The organism is Candidatus Nomurabacteria bacterium, from assembly GCA_023898525.1.
Lineage (GTDB): Bacteria > Patescibacteriota > Minisyncoccia > Phycocordibacterales > UBA918 > OLB19.
The window spans coordinates 755,836-781,640 of record CP060227.1 but is presented as its reverse complement, the minus strand read 5'-3'; the positions used below and the strand labels follow the sequence as shown (position 1 = coordinate 781,640).

At 42.1% G+C, this 25,805-nt stretch carries 27 protein-coding genes; 9 read left to right on the top strand and 18 right to left on the bottom strand.

Annotated features, from left to right (window positions below; translation table 11 throughout):
• Positions 1 to 24: 24 nt before the first annotated feature.
• Both H6779_03845 and H6779_03840 read right to left on the bottom strand, forming a co-directional pair.
• Entirely contained in the window at positions 25 to 2,250 is a 2,226-nt protein-coding gene (locus H6779_03845) for a C39 family peptidase (GenBank protein USN87519.1), read from the bottom strand.
• A 96-nt stretch (positions 2,251 to 2,346) separates the two neighbouring features.
• Positions 2,347 to 2,622 carry a hypothetical protein gene (locus H6779_03840; protein ID USN87518.1) on the bottom strand — a complete coding sequence of 92 codons (276 nt, stop codon included), beginning with the start codon at positions 2,620 to 2,622 and terminating at the stop codon, positions 2,347 to 2,349.
• Between the two features lie 108 nt (positions 2,623 to 2,730).
• On the opposite strand from H6779_03840, the gene H6779_03835 reads away from it, so the two are divergent.
• Positions 2,731 to 3,483: a hypothetical protein gene (locus tag H6779_03835; protein USN87517.1), complete on the top strand. Its 753-nt coding sequence runs from the start codon at positions 2,731 to 2,733 to the stop codon at positions 3,481 to 3,483.
• A gap of 60 nt (positions 3,484 to 3,543) precedes the next feature.
• Here the strand turns inward: H6779_03835 and H6779_03830 are convergent, their stop codons facing one another.
• Positions 3,544 to 4,170, bottom strand: a complete 627-nt coding sequence (locus H6779_03830) for a hypothetical protein (protein USN87516.1) — start codon at positions 4,168 to 4,170, stop codon at positions 3,544 to 3,546.
• 141 nt (positions 4,171 to 4,311) lie between these two features.
• Here H6779_03830 and H6779_03825 point away from each other — a divergent pair, with 141 nt between their 5' ends.
• Positions 4,312 to 4,707 carry a response regulator gene (locus H6779_03825; GenBank protein ID USN87515.1) on the top strand — a complete coding sequence of 132 codons (396 nt, stop codon included), beginning with the start codon at positions 4,312 to 4,314 and terminating at the stop codon, positions 4,705 to 4,707.
• 21 nt (positions 4,708 to 4,728) lie between these two features.
• Here the strand turns inward: H6779_03825 and H6779_03820 are convergent, their stop codons facing one another.
• Genes H6779_03820 through H6779_03810 form a run of 3 tightly spaced genes read right to left on the bottom strand, consistent with a single transcriptional unit; the run spans position 4,729 to position 9,563 of the window.
• Positions 4,729 to 6,018 (bottom strand): PAS domain-containing protein, encoded by a 1,290-nt coding sequence (locus tag H6779_03820; GenBank protein USN87514.1) that lies wholly within the window; start codon positions 6,016 to 6,018, stop codon positions 4,729 to 4,731.
• Positions 6,019 to 6,054: 36 nt separating this feature from the next.
• Positions 6,055 to 7,224, bottom strand: coding sequence for a hypothetical protein (locus H6779_03815; protein USN87513.1), 1,170 nt, complete (start codon positions 7,222 to 7,224; stop codon positions 6,055 to 6,057).
• Positions 7,209 to 9,563, bottom strand: a complete 2,355-nt coding sequence (locus H6779_03810; GenBank protein USN88301.1) for a phosphoketolase family protein — start codon at positions 9,561 to 9,563, stop codon at positions 7,209 to 7,211. The genes H6779_03815 and H6779_03810 overlap by 16 nt, the downstream gene beginning before the upstream one ends.
• A gap of 94 nt (positions 9,564 to 9,657) precedes the next feature.
• Here H6779_03810 and H6779_03805 point away from each other — a divergent pair, with 94 nt between their 5' ends.
• Positions 9,658 to 10,068, top strand: a complete 411-nt coding sequence (locus H6779_03805; GenBank protein ID USN87512.1) for an SET domain-containing protein — start codon at positions 9,658 to 9,660, stop codon at positions 10,066 to 10,068.
• 25 nt (positions 10,069 to 10,093) lie between these two features.
• Here the strand turns inward: H6779_03805 and H6779_03800 are convergent, their stop codons facing one another.
• Positions 10,094 to 10,747 carry a hypothetical protein gene (locus tag H6779_03800; GenBank protein ID USN87511.1) on the bottom strand — a complete coding sequence of 218 codons (654 nt, stop codon included), beginning with the start codon at positions 10,745 to 10,747 and terminating at the stop codon, positions 10,094 to 10,096.
• A gap of 129 nt (positions 10,748 to 10,876) precedes the next feature.
• On the opposite strand from H6779_03800, the gene infC reads away from it, so the two are divergent.
• The 3 genes from infC (at position 10,877) to rplT (ending at position 12,273) form a co-directional block, all read left to right on the top strand.
• The gene (gene infC, locus H6779_03795; protein USN87510.1) at positions 10,877 to 11,629 is read left to right on the top strand and encodes a translation initiation factor IF-3; all 753 of its coding nucleotides are present in this window, start codon (positions 10,877 to 10,879) and stop codon (positions 11,627 to 11,629) included.
• 76 nt (positions 11,630 to 11,705) lie between these two features.
• Positions 11,706 to 11,897: a 50S ribosomal protein L35 gene (locus tag H6779_03790; protein USN87509.1), complete on the top strand. Its 192-nt coding sequence runs from the start codon at positions 11,706 to 11,708 to the stop codon at positions 11,895 to 11,897.
• A gap of 31 nt (positions 11,898 to 11,928) precedes the next feature.
• Positions 11,929 to 12,273 carry a 50S ribosomal protein L20 gene (gene rplT, locus H6779_03785; GenBank protein ID USN87508.1) on the top strand — a complete coding sequence of 115 codons (345 nt, stop codon included), beginning with the start codon at positions 11,929 to 11,931 and terminating at the stop codon, positions 12,271 to 12,273.
• Positions 12,274 to 12,340: 67 nt separating this feature from the next.
• Here the strand turns inward: rplT and H6779_03780 are convergent, their stop codons facing one another.
• The 5 genes from H6779_03780 to H6779_03760 all read right to left on the bottom strand — a co-directional run bounded on the left by H6779_03780 (position 12,341) and on the right by H6779_03760 (position 18,664).
• Positions 12,341 to 13,090: a right-handed parallel beta-helix repeat-containing protein gene (locus H6779_03780; GenBank protein ID USN87507.1), complete on the bottom strand. Its 750-nt coding sequence runs from the start codon at positions 13,088 to 13,090 to the stop codon at positions 12,341 to 12,343.
• 122 nt (positions 13,091 to 13,212) lie between these two features.
• A complete protein-coding gene (locus H6779_03775) occupies positions 13,213 to 15,834 on the bottom strand; it encodes a right-handed parallel beta-helix repeat-containing protein (GenBank protein USN87506.1) in 2,622 nt (873 codons plus the stop codon).
• Between the two features lie 150 nt (positions 15,835 to 15,984).
• A complete protein-coding gene (locus tag H6779_03770; GenBank protein ID USN87505.1) occupies positions 15,985 to 17,346 on the bottom strand; it encodes an MBL fold metallo-hydrolase in 1,362 nt (453 codons plus the stop codon).
• 3 nt (positions 17,347 to 17,349) lie between these two features.
• On the bottom strand, positions 17,350 to 17,736 hold the full coding sequence (locus H6779_03765; GenBank protein ID USN87504.1) for a hypothetical protein: 387 nt from the start codon (positions 17,734 to 17,736) through the stop codon (positions 17,350 to 17,352).
• A 322-nt stretch (positions 17,737 to 18,058) separates the two neighbouring features.
• The gene (locus H6779_03760) at positions 18,059 to 18,664 is read right to left on the bottom strand and encodes a nucleoside-diphosphate kinase (protein ID USN87503.1); all 606 of its coding nucleotides are present in this window, start codon (positions 18,662 to 18,664) and stop codon (positions 18,059 to 18,061) included.
• 286 nt (positions 18,665 to 18,950) lie between these two features.
• On the opposite strand from H6779_03760, the gene H6779_03755 reads away from it, so the two are divergent.
• Together H6779_03755 and H6779_03750 are read left to right on the top strand one after the other, a co-directional pair.
• Entirely contained in the window at positions 18,951 to 19,613 is a 663-nt protein-coding gene (locus H6779_03755) for a hypothetical protein (GenBank protein USN87502.1), read from the top strand.
• 15 nt (positions 19,614 to 19,628) lie between these two features.
• Complete coding sequence (locus H6779_03750; protein ID USN87501.1) at positions 19,629 to 20,582, top strand: hypothetical protein; 954 nt, start codon at positions 19,629 to 19,631, stop codon at positions 20,580 to 20,582.
• A gap of 125 nt (positions 20,583 to 20,707) precedes the next feature.
• Here H6779_03750 and H6779_03745 read toward each other — a convergent pair whose 3' ends face one another.
• The 4 genes from H6779_03745 to H6779_03730 are packed head-to-tail and all read right to left on the bottom strand — an operon-like array spanning position 20,708 to position 23,032.
• Positions 20,708 to 20,986, bottom strand: a complete 279-nt coding sequence (locus H6779_03745; GenBank protein USN87500.1) for a hypothetical protein — start codon at positions 20,984 to 20,986, stop codon at positions 20,708 to 20,710.
• A gap of 43 nt (positions 20,987 to 21,029) precedes the next feature.
• On the bottom strand, positions 21,030 to 21,803 hold the full coding sequence (gene map, locus H6779_03740) for a type I methionyl aminopeptidase (GenBank protein ID USN87499.1): 774 nt from the start codon (positions 21,801 to 21,803) through the stop codon (positions 21,030 to 21,032).
• A gap of 2 nt (positions 21,804 to 21,805) precedes the next feature.
• Entirely contained in the window at positions 21,806 to 22,402 is a 597-nt protein-coding gene (locus tag H6779_03735) for a nucleoside monophosphate kinase (protein USN87498.1), read from the bottom strand.
• A 33-nt stretch (positions 22,403 to 22,435) separates the two neighbouring features.
• Positions 22,436 to 23,032: a guanylate kinase gene (locus tag H6779_03730; GenBank protein USN87497.1), complete on the bottom strand. Its 597-nt coding sequence runs from the start codon at positions 23,030 to 23,032 to the stop codon at positions 22,436 to 22,438.
• Positions 23,033 to 23,096: 64 nt separating this feature from the next.
• Between H6779_03730 and H6779_03725 the strand changes: the two genes are divergently transcribed.
• Complete coding sequence (locus tag H6779_03725; protein USN87496.1) at positions 23,097 to 23,729, top strand: cytidylate kinase family protein; 633 nt, start codon at positions 23,097 to 23,099, stop codon at positions 23,727 to 23,729.
• A 338-nt stretch (positions 23,730 to 24,067) separates the two neighbouring features.
• Here H6779_03725 and secY read toward each other — a convergent pair whose 3' ends face one another.
• Together secY and rplO are read right to left on the bottom strand one after the other, a co-directional pair.
• Positions 24,068 to 25,339 (bottom strand): preprotein translocase subunit SecY, encoded by a 1,272-nt coding sequence (gene secY / locus H6779_03720; protein ID USN87495.1) that lies wholly within the window; start codon positions 25,337 to 25,339, stop codon positions 24,068 to 24,070.
• A gap of 13 nt (positions 25,340 to 25,352) precedes the next feature.
• The gene (rplO, locus tag H6779_03715) at positions 25,353 to 25,805 is read right to left on the bottom strand and encodes a 50S ribosomal protein L15 (protein USN87494.1); all 453 of its coding nucleotides are present in this window, start codon (positions 25,803 to 25,805) and stop codon (positions 25,353 to 25,355) included.

Sequence of the window (25,805 nt, the reverse complement as noted above, 5' to 3'; positions counted from 1 at the left end):
GCCAGTCGTTAAAATTTTAGTCAATTAATTCCCCTTAACTTCTACATCGTACCCTCCGTACTCGATATTGCCGTTTACCTTATAATCAAACCCATCACTATACCCGTTATAATTAAAGTCAGTGTATTCCACTTCGCCTTCATCATGAGAACTGTGAGCATCATCTAGGACACCACCAAGAAATTTAGCGGCGGTGTCAGGACTAATTTTGATCTTCTCGACTTTAACTTCACTTAACTTTCCAAAGCCACAAGCATTCGGGTTGGGGTCCTCTGTCTCGGTACCTAAGAGTGAAAATACTTTGCCACCGGCGTGCCAATGTTCAGCCTGACAGGGATCCATTGCTCCCCCTACATGAAACTGCACTTTTGGATAACACTCCTTACCAAGCTTTAAGACCTCTATTTCTTTACCTTCCGGATTTTCTTCAACCCCTTCGCAGACTGGCTTAGGCTCTGGTAAAGAAAGACCTGTCGGTTCATCTATTAAGCCTACGTCTTGAGTTAGACATTGGAAAATCGGTGAATTAATCTTGAAGGTTGCTTCTGGTTTCAATTGATCTTCGTACCTTTTCGCCATGTCCGGTGGAAGCTGACCGGAATCCTCTACCGTCCAAGTCACATTGGCTTCGTAGGTAACCTTGGCCAAGCCTGGCTCAACACACTGATAAGTCTGCTCCAGTCGATAACGATCACCATTTACTGTTGTTACAGTCGGACGCCCTACCAGGCGACCCGGAGAGATTGGTCCACCGCCAGTTATGACTCCATCTAAAGTCCACGGACCTTTTGCTGCGTGCCAGTAGGCCTGACTTTTACCATCCTCATCAGTATAAAACATATACTGCCGCTCACCATTTCGCATGACCACTGTAGCCACCACTGTAAAGCGATCTCCCACATAATGATCACCGGGGTGATCAATAAAGCTGTTAAAAAATCCAAAGCGTGAAATACCTTTAGCTACTACGTCCCCACCAGCATTCAAGACATGATCCTGCCCCACCAAGAAAGCCTTGCCGCTTGGCATTACCCAAGTACCGTCAGTTACACTGGTAATTGGTGACTGGGCATAAGCGTACTCAATCTCTACTTCTTTATCAGTCCAAAATCCTTTTAACTTGTTACCTTTAAGCTCATACAACTCACCACTTCCAGACTCGGCATGTTCGGTCGCCGGATCATTGAAACGAATTCCTTTAAAATCAGGACCACCAGACACACCAGTGACAGTTACCATATGTCCGCCCGCTTTTTTCTTGTTACCATTTTCATCACGCTTGTAGAACTGTAGCGACACTTCTACCGCTTGGCCTTTCTTTAACTCTTCGTAAATCTGATAATGAATATCCTGATCGTTTTGCAAACCTATTTGATGTACTTCAATCGGCAAATTGTGCCTATCAACAAACATCTGCTTGCCTGGAATAATATCTTCATCATTAGTCCCACTGTCCCAATCTAAGTCAGCCTTGAGTTCATCAATCGTACTACCAATATCTTCCGGCATTAGGTCCTCAAAACCATATTCTTTAGCCAACCAAGTAAAGGAATTGGCGACTGAAGTTGGGCTACATTCGTTGTACTCTTGATCTTGGTCCGGCACCCCATCGTGACTGGCATTGTAGTAGTCTGGGCGATCAGTCTGAGAGTTCGCTGTATTTATTAGTGAAAAATCATCTGCCACAACTTTCTCGTTTGCGTCGATAACCGAAGGGCCGGTACGCTTGTTATTCTCCTCGTCTACATATAAGGAAGTTTGCATATTGTCTACTTGAACTGAGGTAATACGAGCCCGTTCAGAGGTAAACTTAATGTCAGATTCTCCGTACTGCACCGCTGCCGCAGGCAGCGGTGCCTTGGAGTAGAAAAAGACCACTTCAGTTTTGTCACTCTCCTTAATCTCATTTCCTTTAAGCTCAATCAGGAAGCGCAAATGTTCACCAGCTGATATTATTGGTACAACGTTTCTTACTACCCACTCATTACTATTATCATCAGATGGAGTAATCACTCCATCACCGTTAAAATCAATACCGATATTTAGGTGTCGCACCGCTTCACTCGCCACCCTAAACGGAACATCTATGTAAGCTCTGTCCGCCACCTCGCCACTGAAAGCTACTTGGTAGAGAGTAATCTCACCTTCCACCATCTTGCTCGGCAAAGTCTTACCACCGATACAGAAGAAAATAGAACCAACTATTATTAATATTAAAACCAGTCCCCAGAAGTATTTATTCTTAAGCATATACTTACAACCATACTCCTAGTACAAGGAATATTCAAATCTCTTATCAAACCCGGTAAGTCGGCACAGATTTAATATTTACCCTTAAAATATTAATTAATCTTTAAGGTGTTCCTCAAAGTACTTCTCGATTTGCTCCAAATCATTTTCCTCAAACTCATGCTTACGCGGGTTGGCCCGGAGCCACGCCATCCCCGCCTCAAACTCGGCTCTGGTGATGCCGGACTCTCTTCCTTCTTCGTATAAGTCGGCCCGGAAAAATTTTTCTAATTCATTTCGCTCTCTTTCGTCTAATTTTCCGTAAAGGTTAATTCTTATCTTCTCCCACTCCTCCTTCGTTACTCTTTTTGGTTTACTGCTAAAGAAAAACATATATAGGAATAATAGCACATGTATATCACCTGCATAATAGAGTTGTTAATCTTCAACAAACAAAGTACCATGTAATTTAGAATTAATTTTATCTAAATACTAAATGATATGATATCTACAAATCTTGCTCAACTTCTAGTAGGAGCTGCAATTCTCGGGTTAATTGGTGTCTGGACAGCCGTTGTTACAACAACAGACCAGCCAGTAGCATCAATAGCACTTGAACCCAATAAAGCTGTCTCAGTAATTGACAAACCTTTTTCGGTGCAAGTAGTAGTTGAGAGCAGTACCAACGCCAACGCATACAGTGGATTAATTGAATTCAATAATGAAGTACTAGAGGTGGCTTCTATAGATTACAATACATCTATTGCTGACTTATGGGTTACGAAACCTTGGTATGAAAATGGTGATGGAACAATCAACTTCGCTGGTGGCACCACCAAGCCCGGTGGCTTTATCGGTAAAGACACTCTACTCACCATTACTTTTGTCCCGATTAATATTGGCCAAGCCGAAGTAAAAATAGTTAACGCCATGGTTTTGGCCCATGATGGTTTTGGCTCTGAGCTTAAGCTAGCTCCGACGATCGATGCCCTGTTTACCGACATTTCACTAGAAACCCAGTCAAAAAACCTAAGCCTAGGCTCTGACAGAAAAGAAGAAGACAAAAACAGCCTAGTTACAATTCTTGAAGAAACACCAAATTATGACCTAAATGATGATGGCAAAATTGGACTCGCTGACATCAGTATTTTTATGTCTAAGTTTCTTGGCCACAATTCGCAATTTGACTTTAACCAAGACGGCAAAGTAAACACAACCGATCTTAGTCTACTACTAAACGCAAGAACAGATTAAAACACACCCTAAACCAATTAGTTAGGGTGTGTTTTCGGTTTTATATTCTACGTAATTTAATTATTCAAAGATGATTGAGTCTATCAAATCTTGGTAAACTGTACTGAGATAATCACCCTCGGTTTCGTACTGACCAACAATCAAATAAAACCTGCCACCAGTGCGAGCAATTGAAACATTCTGCTTGTATAGGCCTTGGTTTGCATACCTAACAGATGGTACACCATCAATCTTTAGCTCCTCAACACCATCTCTAGCTGAACTAATATTAGTGTAGCCATCGTTCTTATTGGCCCAAAGTCGAATCTTGTCATAAGCAGTGGGGGCTCCAGTAGCAGCGGTTTGATCTTCTTCTGTCTCATTAAACACCAACACACTGATGGCTGGCGGAGTCTTCATCTGACCAGACGGAGCCGATTGAAATTCTAGATAAGCCTTGTTTTCCATTAAGACGTACATATGTTGTAATGGAGTACCAGCTAGTTGTTCCGGTGTTGACTCAATTGAAGTCAGTGCTCCTTCACCACTTGGAAAAGCGAATGAAAAATCTAAATCTTTGTTATCAATCCTCTGCATAGTATCAGTTACTATTGTACGATCCTGCAACATAGGCTTTACAAAAAAGTAACCGACCAAAAGCACAGCTACCAATACTACCAACGTATACACTAATGTTTTTTTATTCATATCGCACTATTTTACTCTGATTTGGAATAATGGTAAATGTCTATACCCACCTCAAAATATAGTTTGTTTTTGGAACTATCCTATTTGCAAAAAATCACTTAATTGTACCCGTCACCCATATTAATGTATACTTATTTAAGTATGGTACCAAAAACTATTTTAATTATAGAAGACTTAATTGATCTAGCCGACTCTCTGGAAGACATATTGACCCTAAAAGGATATAGAACCCTAAAAACCTTAACAGGCAAAGAGGGGTTGGAGGCAGCTTTGCACCAAAAACCAGATTTGATACTACTTGATTTGCGACTACCAGATATGGATGGTGTAGAATTACTAAAAAAATTATTGACTGATACTTGGGGCCAAACAGCTAAGGTACTCTTTTTGACCGCCTCTGATTTCTCTTCCGAGTCCGCGCCAGAATTAAATATCGCTGAAGAAGATATCATCCATAAGTCGAGGTGCGGTATTAAAGACATCGTTTCTAATATCGAGAGAAAACTGAACACCAATCAAGATAATACTTCGGACTGAGGTTCTATTACCATCTACTCTTTATAAAGCAATTGGTATAACTACAGTAAAAGTTGTCCCTACATTTTCGGTTGAAACAAAGGTAACACGACCCCGTAAAACCTGGACTGCTTTTTTCACTATATACAATCCGAGCCCAGTCCCGTTTGGTACTTCACGCGAAGCGTTACTGGCCCTAAAAACCTTAGTGAATATCCTTGGCTGATCAACTAGCGGTATACCGATTCCGGTATCCTCAACAGAGAATACTAAATTGTCTTTCTCGCGCCGAAAAGCAACTGATACGACACCGCCACTACGGGAATAGCGTAGTGCATTGGAATATATATTAGTTATTATCATACGTAAGAGCTGCTTGTCGGTAACAACCTCAGACACATCAGCATCATACTCTTTTTTAACTTTAATATTCTTGCCATTGGCAACAATTATTTGCTCACTTAAAATATCATCCATCAGGTCGTGAATTTTTACCACCTCAGGCTGAATGACTCTGGTTCCTAAATCAAACCTCGATACTTGTAGGAAGTCGTCAACTAGATCTCCCATTCGCTCGACATTCAAAAGCAACCGCCCAACATACCTTTGCTGTTGCTTGGTCAGAGACTCAGCCCCATCCATAAGTAACAACTCAGCACTCCAGCGCATACCCGCTATTGGTGTACGCAGCTGATGAGAAGCCAAAGACACAAATTCTGATTTAGCAAGATCAATTTCTTTTTGCCTAGTTATGTCAAGTAAGGTGACCAAACTTAGATTTTCACCTGATTCCTTTTTTAATGATGATATAGATAGTAGTGCCCAGTAGGATCCGGCGCCATGACTGATTTCGATCTCTTCTTCAGCTACCACCACTCCATTCCGAAACTTCTCCTTTAGTAAAATCAAATGTTCGGTCCGACTTGTATTGATACAAGAAAAAAAAGAAGCTCCATTTAATGCAGTAGATGACCTCCCCAAAAGCCGAGCCGCTGCTTTGTTAGCCGAAACGACCTTCCCTTGCTTATTGAGAAGCAAATAAGCTACCACGCTCCGGTCATAAACTTCAGTAAGTAGAGTATTGGAAGAACTGTTTTTGTGTAAACCAAAATCACTTGATGTTTGCCTTCCTTCCATTGCCAAATCATAAATACTTTTGGCAATCAAAACAGAGACCGTTAGCGCCAAAATGAATGATAGAACGCCAAGGTTGGTATTTGAAAAATCATAAAATAAAACAAGTGCAACCAAAATTGAAAACAAAATCAAAAAAGCAAGAGCGGCTTCTGCAAGTGCAAATAATGGGTATTTATTTTTTGTTCTTCGAGACATGTTTTATTTTAACATCAATTAATTTTAGCTAGATTATTAAATAACCTTACTAACAAAATTAATCTCGCTTGCTTCATCAGTCTTTATAACCGCAATCTTAATCTTTGATTCCATTTTACTAATAATTCCATCTCGACTGACACATAACTCATTTTTTTCATCATCTATTTCCACACCCAGTTCTGAAAGACCCGCGACGACCAACCCCCTCAAAACCGGACTCCGTTCGCCAGCGGTAGCAGTGAAAATGAGTAAATCAATCCCACCCAAAGCCGCCATATAACTACCAATTTTCTTTCTGATCTGATATACAAAACTATCCACCGCAAAAGCTGCCCGAGTGTCACCTTGTGCTCTTTTTTCAAGTAGAAACCTTAGGTCTTTTTCACCAGTTAGACCATAAAGCCCACCTTGAGTCTGCATATAAGTTATGGCATCAATTGGTTTTAGGTTTTTACACTGCATCAAATACAGCATCGCACCGACATCTAAGTCACCGGCTCGACTACCCATAATTAGACCACTACCAGGACTGTATCCCATAGAGGTATCAAAACTTTGTTCGTCTTTTACGGCCGTAACACTAACACCACTACCGATGTGGCAAACAATCGCCCGTAACGGATCTTTGCCCGTCACAGCATGAGTACGACGAACAACCGACGAGACTGACAACCCGTGAAAACCAAACCGAAACAAATCATACTTTTCAGCTTCTTCATCTGTCAAAGAATAACTGCGGGACAATTTTGGCATTGTTCGATGAAAAGCACTGTCCGACGCCCCAATCAATTTAGCCCACGGTAATTCTTTCTTAATAACCTTTATCTCCTGCAACAAATGAGGAATATGAAGCGGAGCTACACTTTCATGCGCCTGAAGTTTTTTTAAATATTCATCAGAAATTTCTTTATGTTCTTGAAAATAGGTACCGACCGCCACCACCCGAACCGCTGCTTTGGTAATCTCTTCTCGCTGAGTAATGATTCCCAAGGATTCAGCTGTTTTTATAAAGTCAACCAAGCTTTCTAAAAAAAGATGTCGATTTAGATTTTTGCGCTCATGTTGAACCCCTTTGACAAAAGTACTGATACAATAGCCGTCAGCCCCTCCCTCAACATAGGCATTTATTAAAAGACTATCATCTTTGTATAAAGCAAATTTTTTTGAGGAACTGCCCGGATTTACAATTAACGTGAATGCCATACCCAATTTGCTATTTCGATTGGATCATCACCATGTTCAATAATATATGTACGGTGTTCAGCCAACTTATCATGAAGGGAGTCTGTCAAACGCCTGGCTGTCTCCTCATCAGTCACCTCCTGATGAGCTGCCTGCGCGTATATTTCCATAGCTAAATGGAAGCGATCAACCCGATTACGAACCATCATATCAAAAGCGGTAGTGGTGGAACCAGACTCCTCATAACCATGAACTCGTACCCGACCAGCGTCACAACCATAATCAAACAATACCTGCTTCATTGTTTGCGGGTAACCATGAAAGTTGATTATGATTGGTTTATCCTCCGTAAAGTAATCCTCAAAAGAATGAGCTAAGATACGACACTCTGAGTTACCCATACCCAGTGCTGATAGCGAGGTAATACTTACAAAGCGCATACGAAGATCCGGTAGTTCTCGGCGAACAATACTGATCGCCGCCAACACCTCTTGTGTCGGATAATCACCAGCCGCCGCCAAGACAACGTGAGGATCATCATCGCTAGCAAAATCCCAGATTGATATACCTTCCCTAACATCTTTTTCCGCCTCTTCGACCGTTCTCCAGATTGGTAACGGTCGTTTAGCACAAACTAAAACATTTATTTCCTTAGTAGACTGAAGCATTTGCCTAAAAGTTGCTAAGGCCGTGTTGGCATCAGCTGGAAAGTAGACATTGGTAAAACAGCCTTGTCGCTGCAAAACTCCATCAATAAAACCAGGGTTTTGATGAGAGAAGCCGTTGTGTTCTTGTCGCCAGCCAGTTGAAGTCAGTATGTAATTGAGAGACGAAATCGTCCCTCGCCACGATACCTCGCGCGCAATCTTTAGGAATTTTGCGTACTGATCAGCCATACTGGAAACAATTTGTATAAAAGCCTCATAAGAAGCAAACACACCATGCCTACCTGTTAAAACATAGCCTTGCAACAGACCTTGGAGGCTGTGTTCTGACAACATTTCCATAACACGCCCGTCTCGGGACAGGTTTCTGTCCCAATCTTTGTGCGGCCATACAAAAGTACGGTTAGTATATTCAAAAACCGCTTGTAACTTGTTGGAGTAAGTTTCGTCGGGAGAAAATAATCTAAGATTACGATTAGCTTCATTGTTACGCATCGTATCTCTAAGGTAGGCACCAATTTTTTCCATACTGCTAACCTCTCCACAAATCGGGTCATCCAAACTACAGGTAGCACTTACTGCATAATCTGTCAGTTGCGGAAGATTGAGTGGCTGATAGTAGGGATCACCACCAAAAGCATGCTTATTGTCCCCCATCCTGCGATCAGATCTTGGTATTAGGGACTCAATATCTGAGTCAAATTTTTCACCATCAAACAGCTCATTAAAGTTATAGGAACGAAGCCAGTTTTCAAGTAATTCAAACTCCTCCTCATTATGGAGAGCACCATCAGCAATAACCTGGTGTGAATAGTGATTGTCTTCAATTTTTTTATCACGAATCTGAGCAATACTATGCCACCCTTTTGGAGTCCGAAGGATAATCATCGGCCAACGGGGATTGTCGTGCAGACTACCTTCTCGGGCACAATGCTGAGTAAAACGAATGGCTGATACGGCTCTATCAAGAGTATCTTTCATAGTCTCATGAACATCTTCATCGGTATAAGCGTCAACAAAGTGTGGTTCATAACCATAACCTCTAAAGAGCGCTTCCAATTCCTCATTATTCATTCGACCAAAGAAAGTAGGGCCAGAAATCTTATACCCATTGAGATGTAATATAGGCAAAACTGCACCATTTGTCGCTGGGTCAATTAGTTTATTTAAATGCCAAGCGGTAGCGATCGGTCCTGTCTCTGCCTCGCCGTCACCAACCAAACAGGCAACAATTAAATCAGGGTTATCTAAAACAGCACCATAAGAAGTCGACAATGAATAACCGAGTTCTCCACCTTCAAGAATCACCCCGGGTGCTTCTGGATTACTATGACTCGGAAAACCGTACGGCCAACTAAAACGACCAACTATTTCGGCAATGCCGTTACTGTCCTTAGTAATATCACTATAATATTTAGATAATGTACCCTCCAAAAAAAGATTGGCTTGCACAGCCGGAAAGCCATGTCCCGGACCAAGCACAAACATCATTTGTAAATCATGCTCAATGATAGCCCGGTTGAGATGTGCGTAGGTGAAGTTTATTCCTGGACAAGTACCCCAGTGTCCAAGCAAGCGGGGTTTTATATGTTCTCGCTTGAGCGGCTCTTTAAGTAGAAAATTATCACGCAAATAAATCTGGGCAGCTGATAAATAATCAGCTGCTCTAATGTACTTCTCAAGAACCCGATTCATACCGATAATGATAACAAAAATATTGCCAGCATTTTTTTCTTCCTGTTTAAAACAATCCAAAAAACAAACCTCAAGGAACTATAATACTTAGATCATGGAAAACATAGACGTAAATGTAAAGAAAACAAACACTGGTCTTGGTTTATTTGCTAATCGAGATTTTAAAAAAGGTGATTTTATTATTGAGTATACCGGTGAAAAAATTTCTGAAGACGAAGCCAACCGACGTGGCGGTAAATATCTATTCGAGCTTAATGACGAATGGACAATTGATGCTAAGGGCCGGGAAAACTTGGCTCGTTATATAAACCATTCCTGTAAACCAAACAGCAAACCAGAAATAGACGACAAGGAGGAACACATCTTTATATACGCTACTAAAAAAATTAAAGTTGGAGATGAAATTACTTACAACTACGGCAAGTGGTATTTGGATGAAATCATTGGTCGAGCTAATTGTCAGTGCACTGCCTGTTTAGCTAAAAGATCTGAGAAGGGCTCGTAAAAATTACACTGACAAAAATGGAATGTTATTCAGTAGTAACCTGATCCGCACCAGTCTCGTTCACCACCTCAGTTTCTCCGGCTGTAGCACCCGATTCAGTTGAAGTACTATTACCCTCTTCATTAGTAGAAACATCCGTACTAGTTGCGGTACTAGTAGCGGTGCTGCTGGCAGATTCAATTGAATCCTCAACCGGTGGCTGACTAACCTTAGCTGTACCTACTCCTCTCCCACGCAAGCCGCCATTAGGAACACTCGGAGTAGTATTTTGAACCGGAATAACCTGACTGCCACCACGAGGGCTCTCCTCTATTGAACTTGTATCACCACTAGCGATCTTAGCATTTCGTTCAGCTATTTTTTCTGAAACATCAATTTGGCCTTTATCCGAAAAACCAATCCATAAAGTTGCACCGAGAACAACAATTAACACAGCAACTATTATTACTCCTCTTTTAGAAACTCGAGACTTACTTCCGGTTGACACTCCTAATGTTGTAGGAGCCTTTCTTTCAAAAGTCGAATCAACACCATCAACTTCAACCACCCTAGGTATCGGTATAGCGGGAGCTGGCGCAGGAACTGCTTTCTTTTTGATTTTTGGTGTAGTTTTTTTAGAGACCTGCCTTCTCGGGGCACGCTTTGCAGTCTCAGCATCATTAGACTTTAGTCTAGACATATTAAACTTTATTGTATCACCATTAGCCGATGTATATACCTAATTAGTTATCAGCATGTCGATATCTATGATGTTGTTAAAAAGTAGTTGCTTAAAGTGACAATTATGGTAAAGTTTGTCAACCAATAGTTGCCTGACGTTGGTACTGCAAAAATCAGTAGTTCACAAGGCACATCTCAGTTAAAGCTAGATTATTATTCATTAAGCCAAATTTTCTTGTCAAAACCTTACACCAATTACAACAAAAATAGAACTCGTATCAATCAGGCTATTAGAGCTGAAGAATTGCGAGTCGTTGGACCCGAAGGTGAAAACTTGGGTGTTTTGAGTGTGCCGGAAGCGTTAAAAGAAGCCGAGTCACGCAATTTGGACCTTATTGAAATTTCTCCAAACGCGACTCCTCCAGTGGCTAAAATTATGGATTTTGGTAAATACCGCTATCAAACCGGCCGAAAAGCTCGTGAAGTAAAGGCCAAGTCCCATGTCACAGAGACCAAGAGTGTTCAAGTCAAAATTGGTACTGGTGAACACGATCAACAACTAAAAGCTAAACGGGTGGCAGAGTGGCTAGAAGAGGGACACAGAGTAAAAATAGATCTCTTCCTCTGGGGTCGCTACAAATATATGGAAGAAAACTTCCTCAAAGAGCGTTTAGACAGATTTTTAAAGATAATTCCAGCCGAATATAAAGTAGCCGACGAAATAAAAAAAAGTCCTAAAGGTTTCACTATCACACTCGAAAGAATGGCTGGGCAAAAAGGTGGTAATAGTAAACCGGTCCTAAAAGCTGATACTAAAAAAGAAGTTACTAACAAGGAAAAAATTGTTGGAAAATCAAAGAAAAAGAGCCTGGACGACCTACTTGAGGGTGGGATGATTTAAGCTAGAAAAAGCTTTGACATTGATGCTCAGATACGCTATAGTTCTGTCACTTCAAATCTAGCAAAGATATTAAATTATGAAGACAAATAAATCATTCACAAAAAGAATAAAAGTGACAAAAAATGGTAAGTTAGTGGCTCGTAAACCCGGACAAAACCACTTCAACGCTCGCCAGAGCGGACAGCAGCGCCTGCGCCGCAAACGCGCCCAGACTCTTACCCTTAGTAAGCGTATTACTCGCCGTTTTCTACCAAAGACCGGTGCGTAATCTCAAATTTTAGTAGTAATAAACAGATAATATGGCACGAGTAAAAGGAGGCCTAATGGCCCAGAAAAGACGACGCAATATTCTTGATGAAGTTAAAGGCTATCGTCTACAACGATCAAAGAAAAAGCGAGTAGCCCGCGAAGCTATCTATCATGCACAGCTACACGCTTTTGCCCACCGTAAGGATAGAAAGAATGATTTTCGTCGCCTTTGGACAGTTCGTATCAACGCCGCTTTGATGGCTCTTGGTCTAAAATATAGCCGTTTTATAAAGCAACTTAAGGACAAAAATGTTGAACTAGACCGTAAGGTTCTAGCCACTATCGCAAAAGACCGACCAGAAGCTTTTGCAAGAATTGTAGAGAACGTTAAGTAAATAAGTAAAAAGAGCGCGGTGCGCTCTTTTTACTTATCTACTATTTACTCTATATTAATTACCGTATCTACTGCGCATACACCCCAATATCCTCAAACCCTCCCCCGACGGTTGGTCTTAGGAAGTCTGGTGAGCTTGGGTTGGTACTGATGAACTCTACGGTGCCGGAGCGTTGCCAGGAGTTGTTGGTAGCTACCGCTGGATTACTAGGCCCTAACTGTCCAACAGCTATATTGTTGCGACTAACCACCTCTTTTGAATGAGCAATACTATAATTCGCATTATTCCATACAGTATTATTTATAAATGTCAGATCCTTACCATTGTTATGAATAATACCACCATAACCTAGGTTATTATAAATTAGGTTTCTCTCGACAATTGTTCCATTAGTAATCGCTGATATGCCGCCAGCCTTTATACCATTACCATCATGACCTGGGTTATTGATACCGTTTCCATAGGAAATATTATAACCAAAGTAAGTATTAGTAGATCGCCACGCATCAATTCCGTCGTCAGAGTTTTCATAGCTTATGCAGTTTTCGACACGGTTTGAATCACCACTAGATATCTTAATACCATCTGCATTACCGCCACTAGTAGGATCACCAGTATAATCAGAATTTCTATAGACTGTACAATTTCGTATAACATTTCGTGAGCCAAAGGCACCATATGGATATTCATCGTAAGGACTAAATACATGTATTCCAGACAATCCATTATTATGCACGGTAACTCCCTCAATTAAATTGTCGTTACCAGCTGTTTGGGTTCCAGAAAAACCTTCAATCATTATACCTTCTTTTGGCATATTTCTGATTTCAATATTTCTAAAATGAATGAAGCTACCGCTAATTCTAATTTTAATATTAGCACCACGAGGATGATTACTGCCATCAAACACCGCTTTCTGCCCCGGGTAGCTTTCAAATGTTATCGGGTTTGGTTTGATGCGGTACCGTGCTTTGATATGTCTAAAATACCATTTAACCTGTATGTTCCCCCTCTCAAGAACACCACATCCCCTGCACCCGCTTTGCCAACTGCTGTCCAGATGTCGCAAGGATTAGCGTCTGAGCAAGCGGTACCGGAGCCGTTAGGGGCAGCAAAGATAGTACCTTTAGCTAGAGCGGTAGCAGTGACTGGTTGTGGGCCGATTGGGCCACCAAGACCAATTGGAGTAGGGGTTGGGGTTGGTGGAGTAGGTGTCTGAGTAGTACCACCACCGGTACCATACACTCCAATATCCTCAAATCCTCCTCCAACTGTCGGTCTTAAGAAGTCAGGTGAGTTAGGGTCGGTACTGATGAACTGAAGAGTATCGGAGTGTTGCCAGGAGTTGTTGGTTTGGGTACCGACACCAAATATACTGGTTTCTGCTGCGATGTTATTAATAGCTTTTGTATCAGAACCTATTCTATAACCAACAGGATTATTCCAGGTAGTATTATTGATAAAAGTTAAATTAACACCTGTGTTGTGATCAATACCACTTGACTTATTTGAGTATGATATATTTCGTTCAACATATGTACCTGAACTAGGAGACTTACCTCCAGCCTTAATACCGTTACCATCACCATCTCCAAGACCACTTGAATGAACAATATTGTAACCAATATAAGTATTGGTCGATCGCCAAGCGTCAATACCATCATCGGAGTTCTTGTATACTAGATTGTTCTTTATTTTGTTATCACCTCCACTTGAAATCTTTATGCCATCTGCGTTTCCTCCATTACCAATACCGCCAGAAGCAAGACCTACATCTGAACTGTCATAAACAGTATTGTTAATAATTGTGTTTCTAGAGCCATATTGACCATAAGGGTACGCTTCATAGGGACTGAATATGTGTATACCGCTCAGACCACTTCCATGAACATTTAAACCTTCGACTATATTATCAGTACCACTTATAAACACACCTTCTCTTGGCATGTTTTTAACTTCTAAGTTACGCAACTTGATAAACTTGCCAGAGATTCTTAACCAAACATTAGTCCCCTTTACATGCTGACTACCATCAAACACCGCCTTCTCCCCTGGGTAACTCTCATAGATCACCGGGTTGGAGGCGGTACCTTGGTTATCCATAGTTATTCGCCTTGTAATATTGTAAGTTCCCCCTCTAAGGAATACCACATCTCCCGCCTTGGCCTTAGCCGCTGCAGTCCAAATATCACACGGCATCGCCTCAGAGCAAGCGGTACCGGAACCATTAGGGGCAGCGAAGATGGTACCACTGGAAAGTGGAGTAGCAGTGATTGGTTGCGGTCCAATTGGACCACTAAGACCAATTGGTGGGGTGGTGGTGTTAGGGTCAGTTGGGGTGATCACAGTTCCGCTTCCCAGTATGTCTATCAGTTGTTGCAATAGTTGTTCGGTATTACCAGTATTCGTCGTACTATCCGCTCCCGCCTGTGCATTATCAGCTCTTTGTTGTCCTTGTTGTTCGGCTTGGTTGGCCGCTTGGTTGTAGGCGTTGGTGGAGCTGGCGTTGGTGATGATAGCCGCTTCGGCAGAACTGGCTGTTTGTTCGGTAATAGCAGCATCCAGGTAGGAGGTACCGTAGCTAGGGTCGGTGTAGCCGGTACCACCAGAGAGACCAAGGAGTCCGGCCGCGCCTTCCAGGGACTTTTGTGCCAGTTGGCCCACCAGAGCACCAATGATCTCACCGATCTCATCAGCGGCGATGAGGCTGTCGAGACCGGCCCCAAGGTGGTGGTTAAGAGTTTGGTTGATGACTTGTCCCGGAGTAGAGACAGCACAACGTTCTCTGGTAATCGCTCCGCCGGTGATGATGGGGATTTGGGAACAGATGGCTTTGGACATGAAACCGTCACCGAAGTTTAGGAAACGGGTGGCGTTAACTTGTTGGTTGTTGATTCTGAGAGCCGCTTCACCACTGACGGAGAGGAAGTTACCATAGGGGGTATAGGTGTTGGGTCTGGTGGTGACAGTGTACCAAGTGTCCCAACCACCGTCATTGAAGCTACCGTTAACAAAGTTGTCGATGTTGGCAAGAGCACCTTCGAGGCTGCAGTAGGTGGCGCCAATTGGGTAACCGGCGCGGTAGTGTCTTTGGTAGCCGATGTTGAGGGCGATTTGGAGGTCAAGTCTAAAGGGGCGGCAGACAAAGGGGGCGATACCGAGTTCGTTGACGAATTCACCAAAGACTCGGTCTCCAACCCGGGAGAGGTAGTATTCCAGGTCTTGGACAAAGGCGGGGGAACCTTGGAAACCGGAGTTGATCCACCTGACCACACTGGCAGTCATGACAGCGATCATGCCCTTGGCCACACTCCAGGCTAAGGGGTCCCAGACTAGTTCCTTGAATCTGATGACCGACTCAATAGCCGCTGACATCACGTTGGCGGCGGCACTGACGGCTTGTTCGGCCAGACCCATCAACTGACCACTGAAGGTGGCGACTCCGGCTTCGGCGTGGTTGACTTGGTGGTATGGTTGAGGGATGTATACACTGACAAAAGAGAGGGTGAGGGTGAAGAGGAAGGTGAGGGTGGTTTGGAGGAGGTGGTGGAGGGTGGGCATAGATAATGTGGGTTATTTTATTATTATAGCAATGAAATGTAGAGATTATGCCTGATTTTATTGATGGTGTGTGTATTAGGAGCTTGTTATATTAACAAAAATCATAAAAGATGGATTGACCCCTCGCCTACGGCACGGGGGTTTAGTTTTTTAAAACTCTATCACTACTTCCTGATTCAGATCCGGCGCTACGGCATTTAAGCCTAAATAATCATGTAAGCGCTGAGTCAAAAACAGTGACGAACGCTCTTCCCCCATTGTGACAAATATTTGTTTGGCTTTGTCACCACCATGGGCCACCAACTCCAAAAGCTGGTCTCGGTCAGCGTGTCCGGAATAACCACGGATTTGTGCCACCTGAGCCCGCACCTTCACCTTGCTACCGTCTATATTTATAGTCTTAGCTCCGTCTTGGAGCAGCCTACCCATACTACCCACTGCCTGATAACCAACCAAAAGCAGAGTTGTCTTTGGATCACCAAGATAGTCTCTTTCGTGTTTTAAAATCCGGCCACCATGACTCATACCAGAACCGGCAATAATAATCTTTGGATCGTCAACCCGCGAAATTGATTCAGAATCTTTCTTAGTTTCGGTAAACTTAAGACCGGAAAAATCGAATATGTCATCGCCGTTTCTTATTTGGTCTTGTATCTCTGGTCTTAAGTACCGAGTAAACCCACGATAAATATCAGTAACTGTAATGGCGAGTGGTGAATCAAGAAAGACAGGCAGCGGATCAACCTCTCCCGCTTCCACCATGTTGTTAATTTCATAGAGCATACCTTGCGTACGTTCTAAGGAGAAAGCCGGGATGATCAGTGTTCCCTTTCTCTTTTGTGTCTCTTCTATATGATGTCGAAGTAAGGCAGTTCTTTCTTCCACCTCTTCGTGCAAACGATCACCATACACACTTTCCATTACCAGATAATCATAATCCTTAGGGATAACTGGCGCCTTAAGGAGCGGTTGGGGTATGTTGCCGATATCACCTGTAAAGACTATTTTCTTATCACCTCGTTTTAGATGTACCATAGCAGATCCTAGTATATGACCCGCGTCGGTGAACCAGGCCTCAACATTGTCTGATAAGCCAATCACTTCCTCGTAGTCAACACTTTGCCACAGTCCAAGCGCTGAGTCGATGTTGTGTTTATCATACAAAACCTCTACCCCATAACGCTTAGCCTCATACTCCATTACCTTAAGAGCGTCTTGCAACATCACACCAGTTAACTCTCTGGTCGGCTCGGTACTATAAATAACTCCCTTAAAACCATCGCGTACCAGCTTAGGAATACGACCAATATGATCAGCGTGCGCATGAGTGACCAGTAGCACATCAATATGAGCTGGATCATAAACAAAAGGCTCAGCGTTTTTCTCCATTGCAAAACAGTCCCCTTGTACCAAACCACAATCAACCAAGATAGCCACCTTACCGGTGTCTAACATAAAATTTGCCCCTGTCACCGACCCTACTCCTCCGTAAAATCCTAAAGTTGATTGCATAAATTATTTGTCTATTGTACGTGATAAGAATAACTTAAAAGCAATTAGTCCACCTACCGTACCCATTATCAGATCAAGGATGGTATCGGATACATAATTGTCCATAACAATATCGCCAATCATATATTTATATATTTCCCAAGCAACCATCATGATGGCGAGGATGATGAGCGGGTGAAAAAATTTTTGACTAAAAATTTTTTCACCCGCTATAAACCTCCTTTGCAAAACAAACCAAGTCATCACCACTAAAAAACCACCAGCCAAATGCATCGGGATATCAAGCCATAGATAAAACCAATATAGCTCTGTTGTTTTGAAGAAAGCATGAGCCGTCGCAAATACTAACCACAACACAACCACTGTCAACAAAGAAATATTCTTAATCATAACTTTATAATACTCTAAATGAGCGTGAAAAAACACCTCTCATCGAGGTGTTTTTTCACGGGAACCACTTACGCATGCTCCTGGAAAATCCAGGTGGGTACCATTTCCAAATGAGGTCTGAAATCTCTATGAAATTCTCCATAAAGTTCTCATTATCACTTGCGACTGCTGGCAACCCTGCGTGTATGTTTAATCGGAACATACGTTATTTGTGGTTCCTTCAGTAATTTTACACCCGAACGTATTTTTAGGCAATTTATAAAAATCAAAGACCGGAAAGCTTCGCTTTCCGGTCTTTGATTTCCTCATCCCAACCCCTCAATTACTCATCCTTACCATCCAAGTTTACATCATACATAATCCTTTCTTGAGCAGTAGCATATTGCATAACCTCACCCTCAGTAAACCAAATCGCAATTTCTCGTTCGGCTTCCTCCACCGCATCAGAACAGTGCACCAAGTTTCGCACGGCGCGATTCTCAAATGAAGCGTGCCCATAGGAGTCAATTGTATAATCACCACGGATAGTTCCAACATCTGAAGTAGCAGGCTCAGTGGTACCAACAATCTTAGTCACGACCTTGACTGCCTGATTACCCTCCCAAACCATCGCCACGACCGGACCGGCTGTCATGTAGGTTACGATAGTACGGATAATGTCACGGCCGTACTCAATCGGCTCCTTATCAACCGGCAAACCCTGAGCTTTAAGGTCTTCCACGACGTTAGTTCCCTTTTTCAAAAACCACTCGTCAGATTTGTTGTAGTGCTTAAGCAGTCTTTCCTCGTCCGGCACAAACATCTTCATAGCTGTACACTTAAGACCGGTTCGCTCGATTCTCTTGATCGCTTCACCAACCAAACTACGCTGAACCGTATCTGGTTTTAAAATAATAAAAGTCCTCTCTTGATGTGGTAATTTTTTCATAATATTTGTTTAAAATTTACTGGCAGTATAGCTATTTAATGCCCATTATTCAAGCTATTGCTTTAAATTATATGTGTGGTAATTTAGCTGGCGGAAGTAGTTTTCAATAACTTTTTTTTGGAGTTAGGAAGATGGAATTAGGAAAACTTAATGGTGACATACCAGAAATGTACAAAATCATTGCAACTGAAAGTGGCCTGGTCGTAATAATCAGCAACAAATTGCTTATTCATGTTTTAAATGGACAAGGAAACGATCAGTTAAAGAGTATCTTTAACCACAAAATATGGATACCTTATACGGGAATAACCAGGCAGAAATTGGAATCAAACTCCCTTACTTTAGTCAAGCAAAACAAGGTAATCAACAATACCCGAACTTTGCCCTGGGTGAGGTAGTATCAATGTTAGCTAACCTAACGCGCAACCTAAACAATCTAATAGTAGAATTAAACACTACTGATCAAGATAAAATAAGAGAGTTAGCGTTAAGTTCTGATCTACAATTAATGTTTGTAGAGGTGGTGGCCACTAGAAATCTCAATCGGGTTAGTCTGGATCTTATCGTCAACTTTACAAACCCAGCAATGGAAATTATTAGTGGAGCCGTTTCACCAGGGGGTAAAAAATTACTTAGTCATTGTGAAAAAGAGGCGCTACGACACCACACCAGACTCACGGTAAATGATTCATCTGCTCGGTATGATATATTACAGCGGTCCAACTCAGGAAATAACGGTTTTTTAATTCAGATCGTTAATGGTCAACTAAATGTAAATATACCCAATCCGGAAAGCGAAACATATCTGCAGCCATATACACTATCGGCCAACGGCAATATCTACAGCAGTTTTGGATTGACCTCAACTCTGCAACAAGTAATCTTACTTGTTGCTTTAAGTCTATTTTGGGATAAGTTTTTAAAACAGACTTACATTGAAAAAAAATAAATCCTAAAGACTACAATGCAACACAAAACCGCCCAAGCATCATCGGGTGGTTTTCTTATTTACACCAGACAATTTTATGGTAATCTAGCGCTCAGAAGCAATTTTCATAAAACCCTTTTTACAAAGGAGATGTCGATGACATATTCAATATTATCTAATGCTAATGGTAGTCCAGAATTTACAAAGTTTAAGGTGACGGAAGAAGGAATAAAATTGATTACCAGCATGTCTATGTATAATGCTTTATTAGACCTAAATAACCCGGATCTAACACAGATACTTACTTTAAAACGTATCGATGACGTTGAGGTGACTTTTGGTGGTGATACGGTTTCATTTACAATCTATCTTCCTTTTCTGGGTCCCGACAGACCACATGCTCCAGCAACAGTTTATCCTGATTTTCAGAAACTCAATCGCGCGGCTGAAGCATTGTCAATACTGACACAAAGTATTGCGGAAACATTTAGAACTCAAGCAGGTGGATCAGAAAACCAATTTGCGTTAAACAGCATCCAGCAGCAGATGTTCCTGAAAACATTTACTGGTTCTGGCTACAGCAGCTATAATATTAAACCGGATCTGAATCTAGAATTATCTCCAGCGATTCTCACTAAGATTAATTTGCTTAATAGCATTGCAAAAACTATTGTTTTCGGGAAACTAGAAAAAGATCTGTTTAAGAGACGCTGTCTACTGACAGAACCATCCTGGGAAGCAGCCAACAACAAAGTTGGTAAATTTGATCCGATAGCAAGCGGTCTAGAAATACGATTGTATGGCAAATTATTTCACATCAAAGTACCAAACGCCAGTGGCGGCGCCCAATTACTTATCGATCAAGCTAATACTGGTTGTTATACTGGACATAACCTAGATTCATCCTTGGATTTGATAGTAATGACAATGGCTATTATTGGAGTCTGTAATTTCTTTAGAGATTTTGATAACGGTCTATTGATATTTTGAATTTTAGACACTCAGTAAAAACCGCCCAAACACAGGGCGGTTTTTATAACAAAAAGTAGAAATTGAATACATTGATTAAACGAGGCAATTAATTTTGCAGTAAATAATTACTACCCCCTTACAGTTCAGGTCTTGGTATAATCCAACAACCTTTCTAAAGTTGCCACCAAAGCGGCTTGAGCCAGCAGCATACCGGCCACCCATTTTATGGTATTAACTCGTTGACTTCTCATCTCTAGTTTCAATTCCTGCGCTGTCTCTTGGAGCATACTTTTAAGCGAACCGTTAGTTACATGGTCGCTCTCAGTAATAGTTTCGATAATACCCTCAGCTTGTTCAGTGGTAAAACCTTTTGCCGTAAGCTTATTTATCATCTTATAAGTATCAATAGCGATAGTATTCATACCAAAAGTATACACCGACTCTTTCAAAAGTTAAGTTTTGAAGCTATTCCTTAGTCATTATCACCGGACCACTCTCAGTAATCGCCACAGTGTGCTCGAAGTGTGCAGAAATAGAGCCGTCTTTGGTATAGACACTGTAGCCGTCACCTTCGTCATCGAAGTACACGTCCTTCTTTCCGAAATTTACAATCGGCTCAATCGCATAAACATGCCCCACCTCTATCTTGGGACCAGTACCGGCTTTGCCAAAGTTTGGAATAGTTGGATCTTCGTGGACAGCGTACCCGACTCCGTGTCCACACAGCTCCTCTACTATCGAAAGTCCGCGACTCTCTACAAACTCTTGAATAGTCGCACTAATGTCTCCGATGTGATTGCCGGGCTTAGCTGCCTTTATGCCATGAGCTAAAGCTTCTCTCGTGACGTCTAAAAGTTTCCGCGCATCCGCAGAAATCTCACCAACACCCACAGTGATACCAGAGTCCACCACCATTCCCTTGTGACCAATCGACATGTCAATATTCACAACATCACCCTCCTTTAGCTTTAACTCCTCGCTGGGAATACCGTGTTGAACACAATTATTGACCGATACACAAATAGCAGCTGGATAAGCCCGATCAGCAAAACCAGGATGATAACCCAAAAGTACCGGCTCTACCCCGTACTCTTCGACCAGTTCCATCGCCCGATCATCAATATCTAAAGTAGTGTTTCCAGCTACTGCCTCTTTCGCCAACTCTTTTAGACATTTGGCTAATATTGAACCAGCTTCTTTTAATATTTCAATTTCTTCCGGTGTTTTTTTGGTAATCATAATTAGTTTAATTTAAGGGCAAACATAACTTGTTTGTGCACGTCTTCTATACTTTCATCACCTTTTATGTCATGAACGGTTACGTTAGACGCTTCTCTGTAGTATTCAATTACCGGCAAAACGTGCTCGCGATACCAGCGCAAACGACTTTCAATCGACTCCGGAGTATCATCGGCTCTGGCTCGGCTTTTCATTCTCTCTTTAACAATATCTTCCGGTGTATCTAAGTTTATCAAGTGAATGTTTTTGCGTTCAAAGAATTCAAACGCTCCCGCTAAAGTCTTTGCCTGTGCCACCGTGCGTGGAAAACCATCGATTAGCAAATGGCTATCAGGATCTAACTCTTGAAGCATTTCCTGTCCCCACAAAACGTAGGTTAAGAAATCCGGTTGCAAAACTCCAGCACTTAGTGAGGTTTTTATTTTTCTTTGCGCAAAGGTATCTTGCTTATCAGTAAGAGTGCGAAATAATCGACCGGTTTGTATATCGAGCAACTTGCGATTTGGATCAAGCTTGGTAATTACTGATTTTATTTTGCTAATCTGGGTTCCTTTGCCGCTACCTTGCGGACCGATAAATATTAAGGTTAGTGGTTCCATATTTTTAGTATATGAATAAATACAAACAAACTGTTAATCGTTATAAACACGATTTCTCAATGACTCAACCAGTTCACAGAAAGCGACTTTAGCAGGAGTAAAATCATTTGTTGAATTATCGATAATTACGTCAGCAATATCCTTCGAAGCTACTTCTACTAAATAACGTTCGTAACGTGCTTGTAGCTCCTCTTCACTCATTTGAGCTCGCGCGAGCGCTCGCGCTTTGAGATTTTCCCATCCACCCGCTTCAATAAAGACTGTCGTGATGTGATCTTTTGCTATAAGAGAATGTAACTGCTCAACTCCCTGAACATCGATTTCTGCAATCACCACCTGACCATCCTGTAAACGCGGTATAATCTCACTCTTTAGAGTACCATAACGATTATTACCAAATGTCGCCCATTCCAAAAATTCTCCGTCAGCAATCTTTTGGTCAAAGTCAGTCGATGAAATGAAGTAGTAGTCCTTACCATTAACCTCACCTGGACGCATTGCCCGTGTCGTACACGAAATAGTAACGTATAAGTCTGGAAATGTTTTTAGAGCTTCTTTAATTAAAGTTCCCTTCCCGCTACCTGTTGGCGCCATTACAATCAAGACATGGCCGTTTATATTGTCTAACATGCCATCCGAGAGTACCAGTTTTTTGCCTTCTTCGCAACAATATTTATGGTATGCTACAAGCATCATGAACCGAAAGCATATCATCACAATTTCCGGCAAGCCAGGCAGTGGAAAATCCTCGACCGCCGACAAAGTAGCAGAACTCTTAGGTTATACCAGACACTCTTCCGGTGATATGGTGCGTAATATCTTGGCCCGCGAAGGGATGACGCTAGCCGAATACAATGCCAAAGCCCTCGATGACCATAACCTGGATACGCAAATTGATGAATATCTGCGAAAACTAAGAAATAAGAAAGACATTGTCATTGATTCACGTTTAGGCTTTTATTGGTTACCAGAATCATTTAAAGTTTATCTAGACCTTGATATCCAAGTCGCCACCGTGCGTATCTACAAAGACGCGGTTAGCAACAATATGCGTACCAAGAGCGGTGAGGTGGCTGAGTCTCTGGATAGTGTAGCCAAGCAAGTAAAGAATCGTATGGAGACTGAGCGTTCACGTTTTCGAGAGCTTTACGGTGTTGACCCATACAACCCAGAACACTTTGACTTAGTCATCGACACCTCGCGACACTCCCCACAAACAGTGGCCTTGACTGTATTTGATACCTATCGTCAGTGGCTAAAGACCGACACCTGGAAACCAGTTCACAGTGCCGTACCCTTGGGATATTCTTTTAAGGATAAGTATTAGAAACAAAAAAGACCATATCGCTAATCACAATACAGTCTTCTGGTCACTCTTTTTAATAAAGTTATTTACCCGCCTTGAGTGTTGCTATATATTTTATAATTTCACAAGCATAATAAATGGTTCCCGGTAAGAATATAGCCAATGTCCCCGCAAGCACAATTAAAGGATATAGTTTATCCATTTTAGTTGCTCCTAGTTGGAGTTAATCAAAACAAAACCTGATAGACTTTATAACATATATATGATGAATTGTAAACAAAAGGCCGGCCCCGTAGGGGCCGGCCTTTTGTTTTTCATAGTTTTAACGAAGAAGTTCGCTAGGTGTGTGAGTTCTGACTCTAATACTCACGCATTGATACCTGAGCATCAAGACGACGAATCAGATCAAGTACTACCTGTACCACAATCAAGACGGCTGTACCACCAATAGCTAAAGCAGCAATACCGGTTGCCATCTGCATTCCGATTGGAACAATAGCCACGATGCCCAAGAAAGTCGCTCCGACCAAGGTCAGCCTAGTGATCAAATTACCGAGATATTCTGAAGTTTGTGCTCCCGGACGAATACCCGGTACATACGAACCATTTCGCTGTAGGTTCTTCGCTACAGACTCTGGGTCAAAGGTAATAGCTGTGTAGAAGAAAGTAAACAGAAATACCAAGATAAAGTAAATTCCACCGTACACAAATTGATTATTCATCAAAGCAGTAACGGTTTCATTTGCTCCAGCCACCCACGGCAAATCAAAAGCCGTGAGAATATTCAATACCATTTGCGGGAAAAGCAAGATAGAAAGAGCAAAGATGATTGGAATCACACCAGCCTGGTTTAGACGAAGTGGTAAGTATGAAGAGCTACCTCCATAAGTCATACCCCCACGGCTTTGTTTAGCGTAAGTGATAGGCACCGGACGTTCAGCTTCGGTCATAACTACCACCGCATAAATGATAAGTAATGACACCAATGAGAAACCAATGTAAAGCGGTAGCTGCGATTGGTCAAAAGTAAATGACAACTGACTAACGGTAGACGGCAAAGTAGCCACAATACCGGCGAAGATGATGATGGAAACACCGTTCCCAATACCATACTCAGTGATAAGTTCACCAATCCACATCAGCAGCATTGAACCGGCTGTAATCAAGATCACGTTGACTATAAAGTCAAAGGTGGACAATCCGCTAATGACCCCCTGGCTTTGCAAAAGAGTTAGAAAACCAAATCCCTGCAAAATAGCTAGAGGCAATGTCAAAAGACGACTGTACTGTGTAAATTTAGCCCGCCCCGCTTCTCCTTCCTCTGTATACAAGCTCTTTATCTTCGGCGACATCACTGTCATAAGCTGCATGATAATAGAAGCTGTAATGAAAGGGCCTACACCAAGCATCACAATCGACAAGTTGGCCAAACCACCTCCAGAGAAGATGTTCAAAAGACCAAGAAATTGGTTGTTGTTAAAGAATTGTTGTAGCACGTTTTGGTCAACGCCCGGAATTGGAATAGAAGCCAAAAGCCTAAAGATAACCAAAGCGGCTAAAATCACTAAAACACGATTGCGAATTGCTGGTTCGGTAAAGATTAGAGTGAGCTTACGAAAAAATGTTTGCATACCCTTATATTACCTATTTTATAATCTTTCCACCAGCTTTTTCGATCTTTTCCTCGGCTGATTTTGATATCTGACAATTTTCAATCGTTAATTTCTTAGTGATTTCACCAGTCCCAAGAATCTTTACCAGAGGAGCTTTCTTAGAAGTTGCTGATACCACCTTGTTGGCTACCAGTGTCTTAGGTGAAACAGTATCACCTGAAGCAAACACTGCTTCTAAGCGAGCTAAGTTCACCACCACCACTGCCTCCTTACCGCTGTTTACAGTGCGAGCGCGGTTTACACCGTGCCCTCGAAGCTTTGGTAGCTTCTTGATCTGCTCGCGGATTTCTGGACGAGTACTGTTTCCAGCACGGGCGGTCTGCCCTTTCATACCACGACCTGAAGTCTTACCTCGCTTTCCGCCCCGACCAATACGCTTGGCGGTCTTTTTGACGGAAGTAGGTTTTAGTTCATGTAACTGCAT

Coding starts and splice junctions, on each gene's coding strand:
- H6779_03845 (USN87519.1), bottom strand. CDS start 2,250: ATGCTTAAGAATAAATACTTCTGGGGACTGGTTTTAATATTAATAATA.
- H6779_03840 (USN87518.1), bottom strand. CDS start 2,622: ATGTTTTTCTTTAGCAGTAAACCAAAAAGAGTAACGAAGGAGGAGTGG.
- H6779_03835 (USN87517.1), top strand. CDS start 2,731: ATGATATCTACAAATCTTGCTCAACTTCTAGTAGGAGCTGCAATTCTC.
- H6779_03830 (USN87516.1), bottom strand. CDS start 4,170: ATGAATAAAAAAACATTAGTGTATACGTTGGTAGTATTGGTAGCTGTG.
- H6779_03825 (USN87515.1), top strand. CDS start 4,312: ATGGTACCAAAAACTATTTTAATTATAGAAGACTTAATTGATCTAGCC.
- H6779_03820 (USN87514.1), bottom strand. CDS start 6,018: ATGTCTCGAAGAACAAAAAATAAATACCCATTATTTGCACTTGCAGAA.
- H6779_03815 (USN87513.1), bottom strand. CDS start 7,224: ATGGCATTCACGTTAATTGTAAATCCGGGCAGTTCCTCAAAAAAATTT.
- H6779_03810 (USN88301.1), bottom strand. CDS start 9,563: ATGAATCGGGTTCTTGAGAAGTACATTAGAGCAGCTGATTATTTATCA.
- H6779_03805 (USN87512.1), top strand. CDS start 9,658: ATGGAAAACATAGACGTAAATGTAAAGAAAACAAACACTGGTCTTGGT.
- H6779_03800 (USN87511.1), bottom strand. CDS start 10,747: ATGTCTAGACTAAAGTCTAATGATGCTGAGACTGCAAAGCGTGCCCCG.
- H6779_03790 (USN87509.1), top strand. CDS start 11,706: ATGAAGACAAATAAATCATTCACAAAAAGAATAAAAGTGACAAAAAAT.
- rplT (USN87508.1), top strand. CDS start 11,929: ATGGCACGAGTAAAAGGAGGCCTAATGGCCCAGAAAAGACGACGCAAT.
- H6779_03780 (USN87507.1), bottom strand. CDS start 13,090: ATGCCAAAAGAAGGTATAATGATTGAAGGTTTTTCTGGAACCCAAACA.
- H6779_03775 (USN87506.1), bottom strand. CDS start 15,834: ATGCCCACCCTCCACCACCTCCTCCAAACCACCCTCACCTTCCTCTTC.
- H6779_03770 (USN87505.1), bottom strand. CDS start 17,346: ATGCAATCAACTTTAGGATTTTACGGAGGAGTAGGGTCGGTGACAGGG.
- H6779_03765 (USN87504.1), bottom strand. CDS start 17,736: ATGATTAAGAATATTTCTTTGTTGACAGTGGTTGTGTTGTGGTTAGTA.
- H6779_03760 (USN87503.1), bottom strand. CDS start 18,664: ATGAAAAAATTACCACATCAAGAGAGGACTTTTATTATTTTAAAACCA.
- H6779_03755 (USN87502.1), top strand. CDS start 18,951: ATGGATACCTTATACGGGAATAACCAGGCAGAAATTGGAATCAAACTC.
- H6779_03750 (USN87501.1), top strand. CDS start 19,629: ATGCAACACAAAACCGCCCAAGCATCATCGGGTGGTTTTCTTATTTAC.
- H6779_03745 (USN87500.1), bottom strand. CDS start 20,986: ATGAATACTATCGCTATTGATACTTATAAGATGATAAATAAGCTTACG.
- map (USN87499.1), bottom strand. CDS start 21,803: ATGATTACCAAAAAAACACCGGAAGAAATTGAAATATTAAAAGAAGCT.
- H6779_03735 (USN87498.1), bottom strand. CDS start 22,402: ATGGAACCACTAACCTTAATATTTATCGGTCCGCAAGGTAGCGGCAAA.
- H6779_03730 (USN87497.1), bottom strand. CDS start 23,032: ATGTTAGACAATATAAACGGCCATGTCTTGATTGTAATGGCGCCAACA.
- H6779_03725 (USN87496.1), top strand. CDS start 23,097: ATGAACCGAAAGCATATCATCACAATTTCCGGCAAGCCAGGCAGTGGA.
- secY (USN87495.1), bottom strand. CDS start 25,339: ATGCAAACATTTTTTCGTAAGCTCACTCTAATCTTTACCGAACCAGCA.
- rplO (USN87494.1), bottom strand. CDS start 25,805: ATGCAGTTACATGAACTAAAACCTACTTCCGTCAAAAAGACCGCCAAG.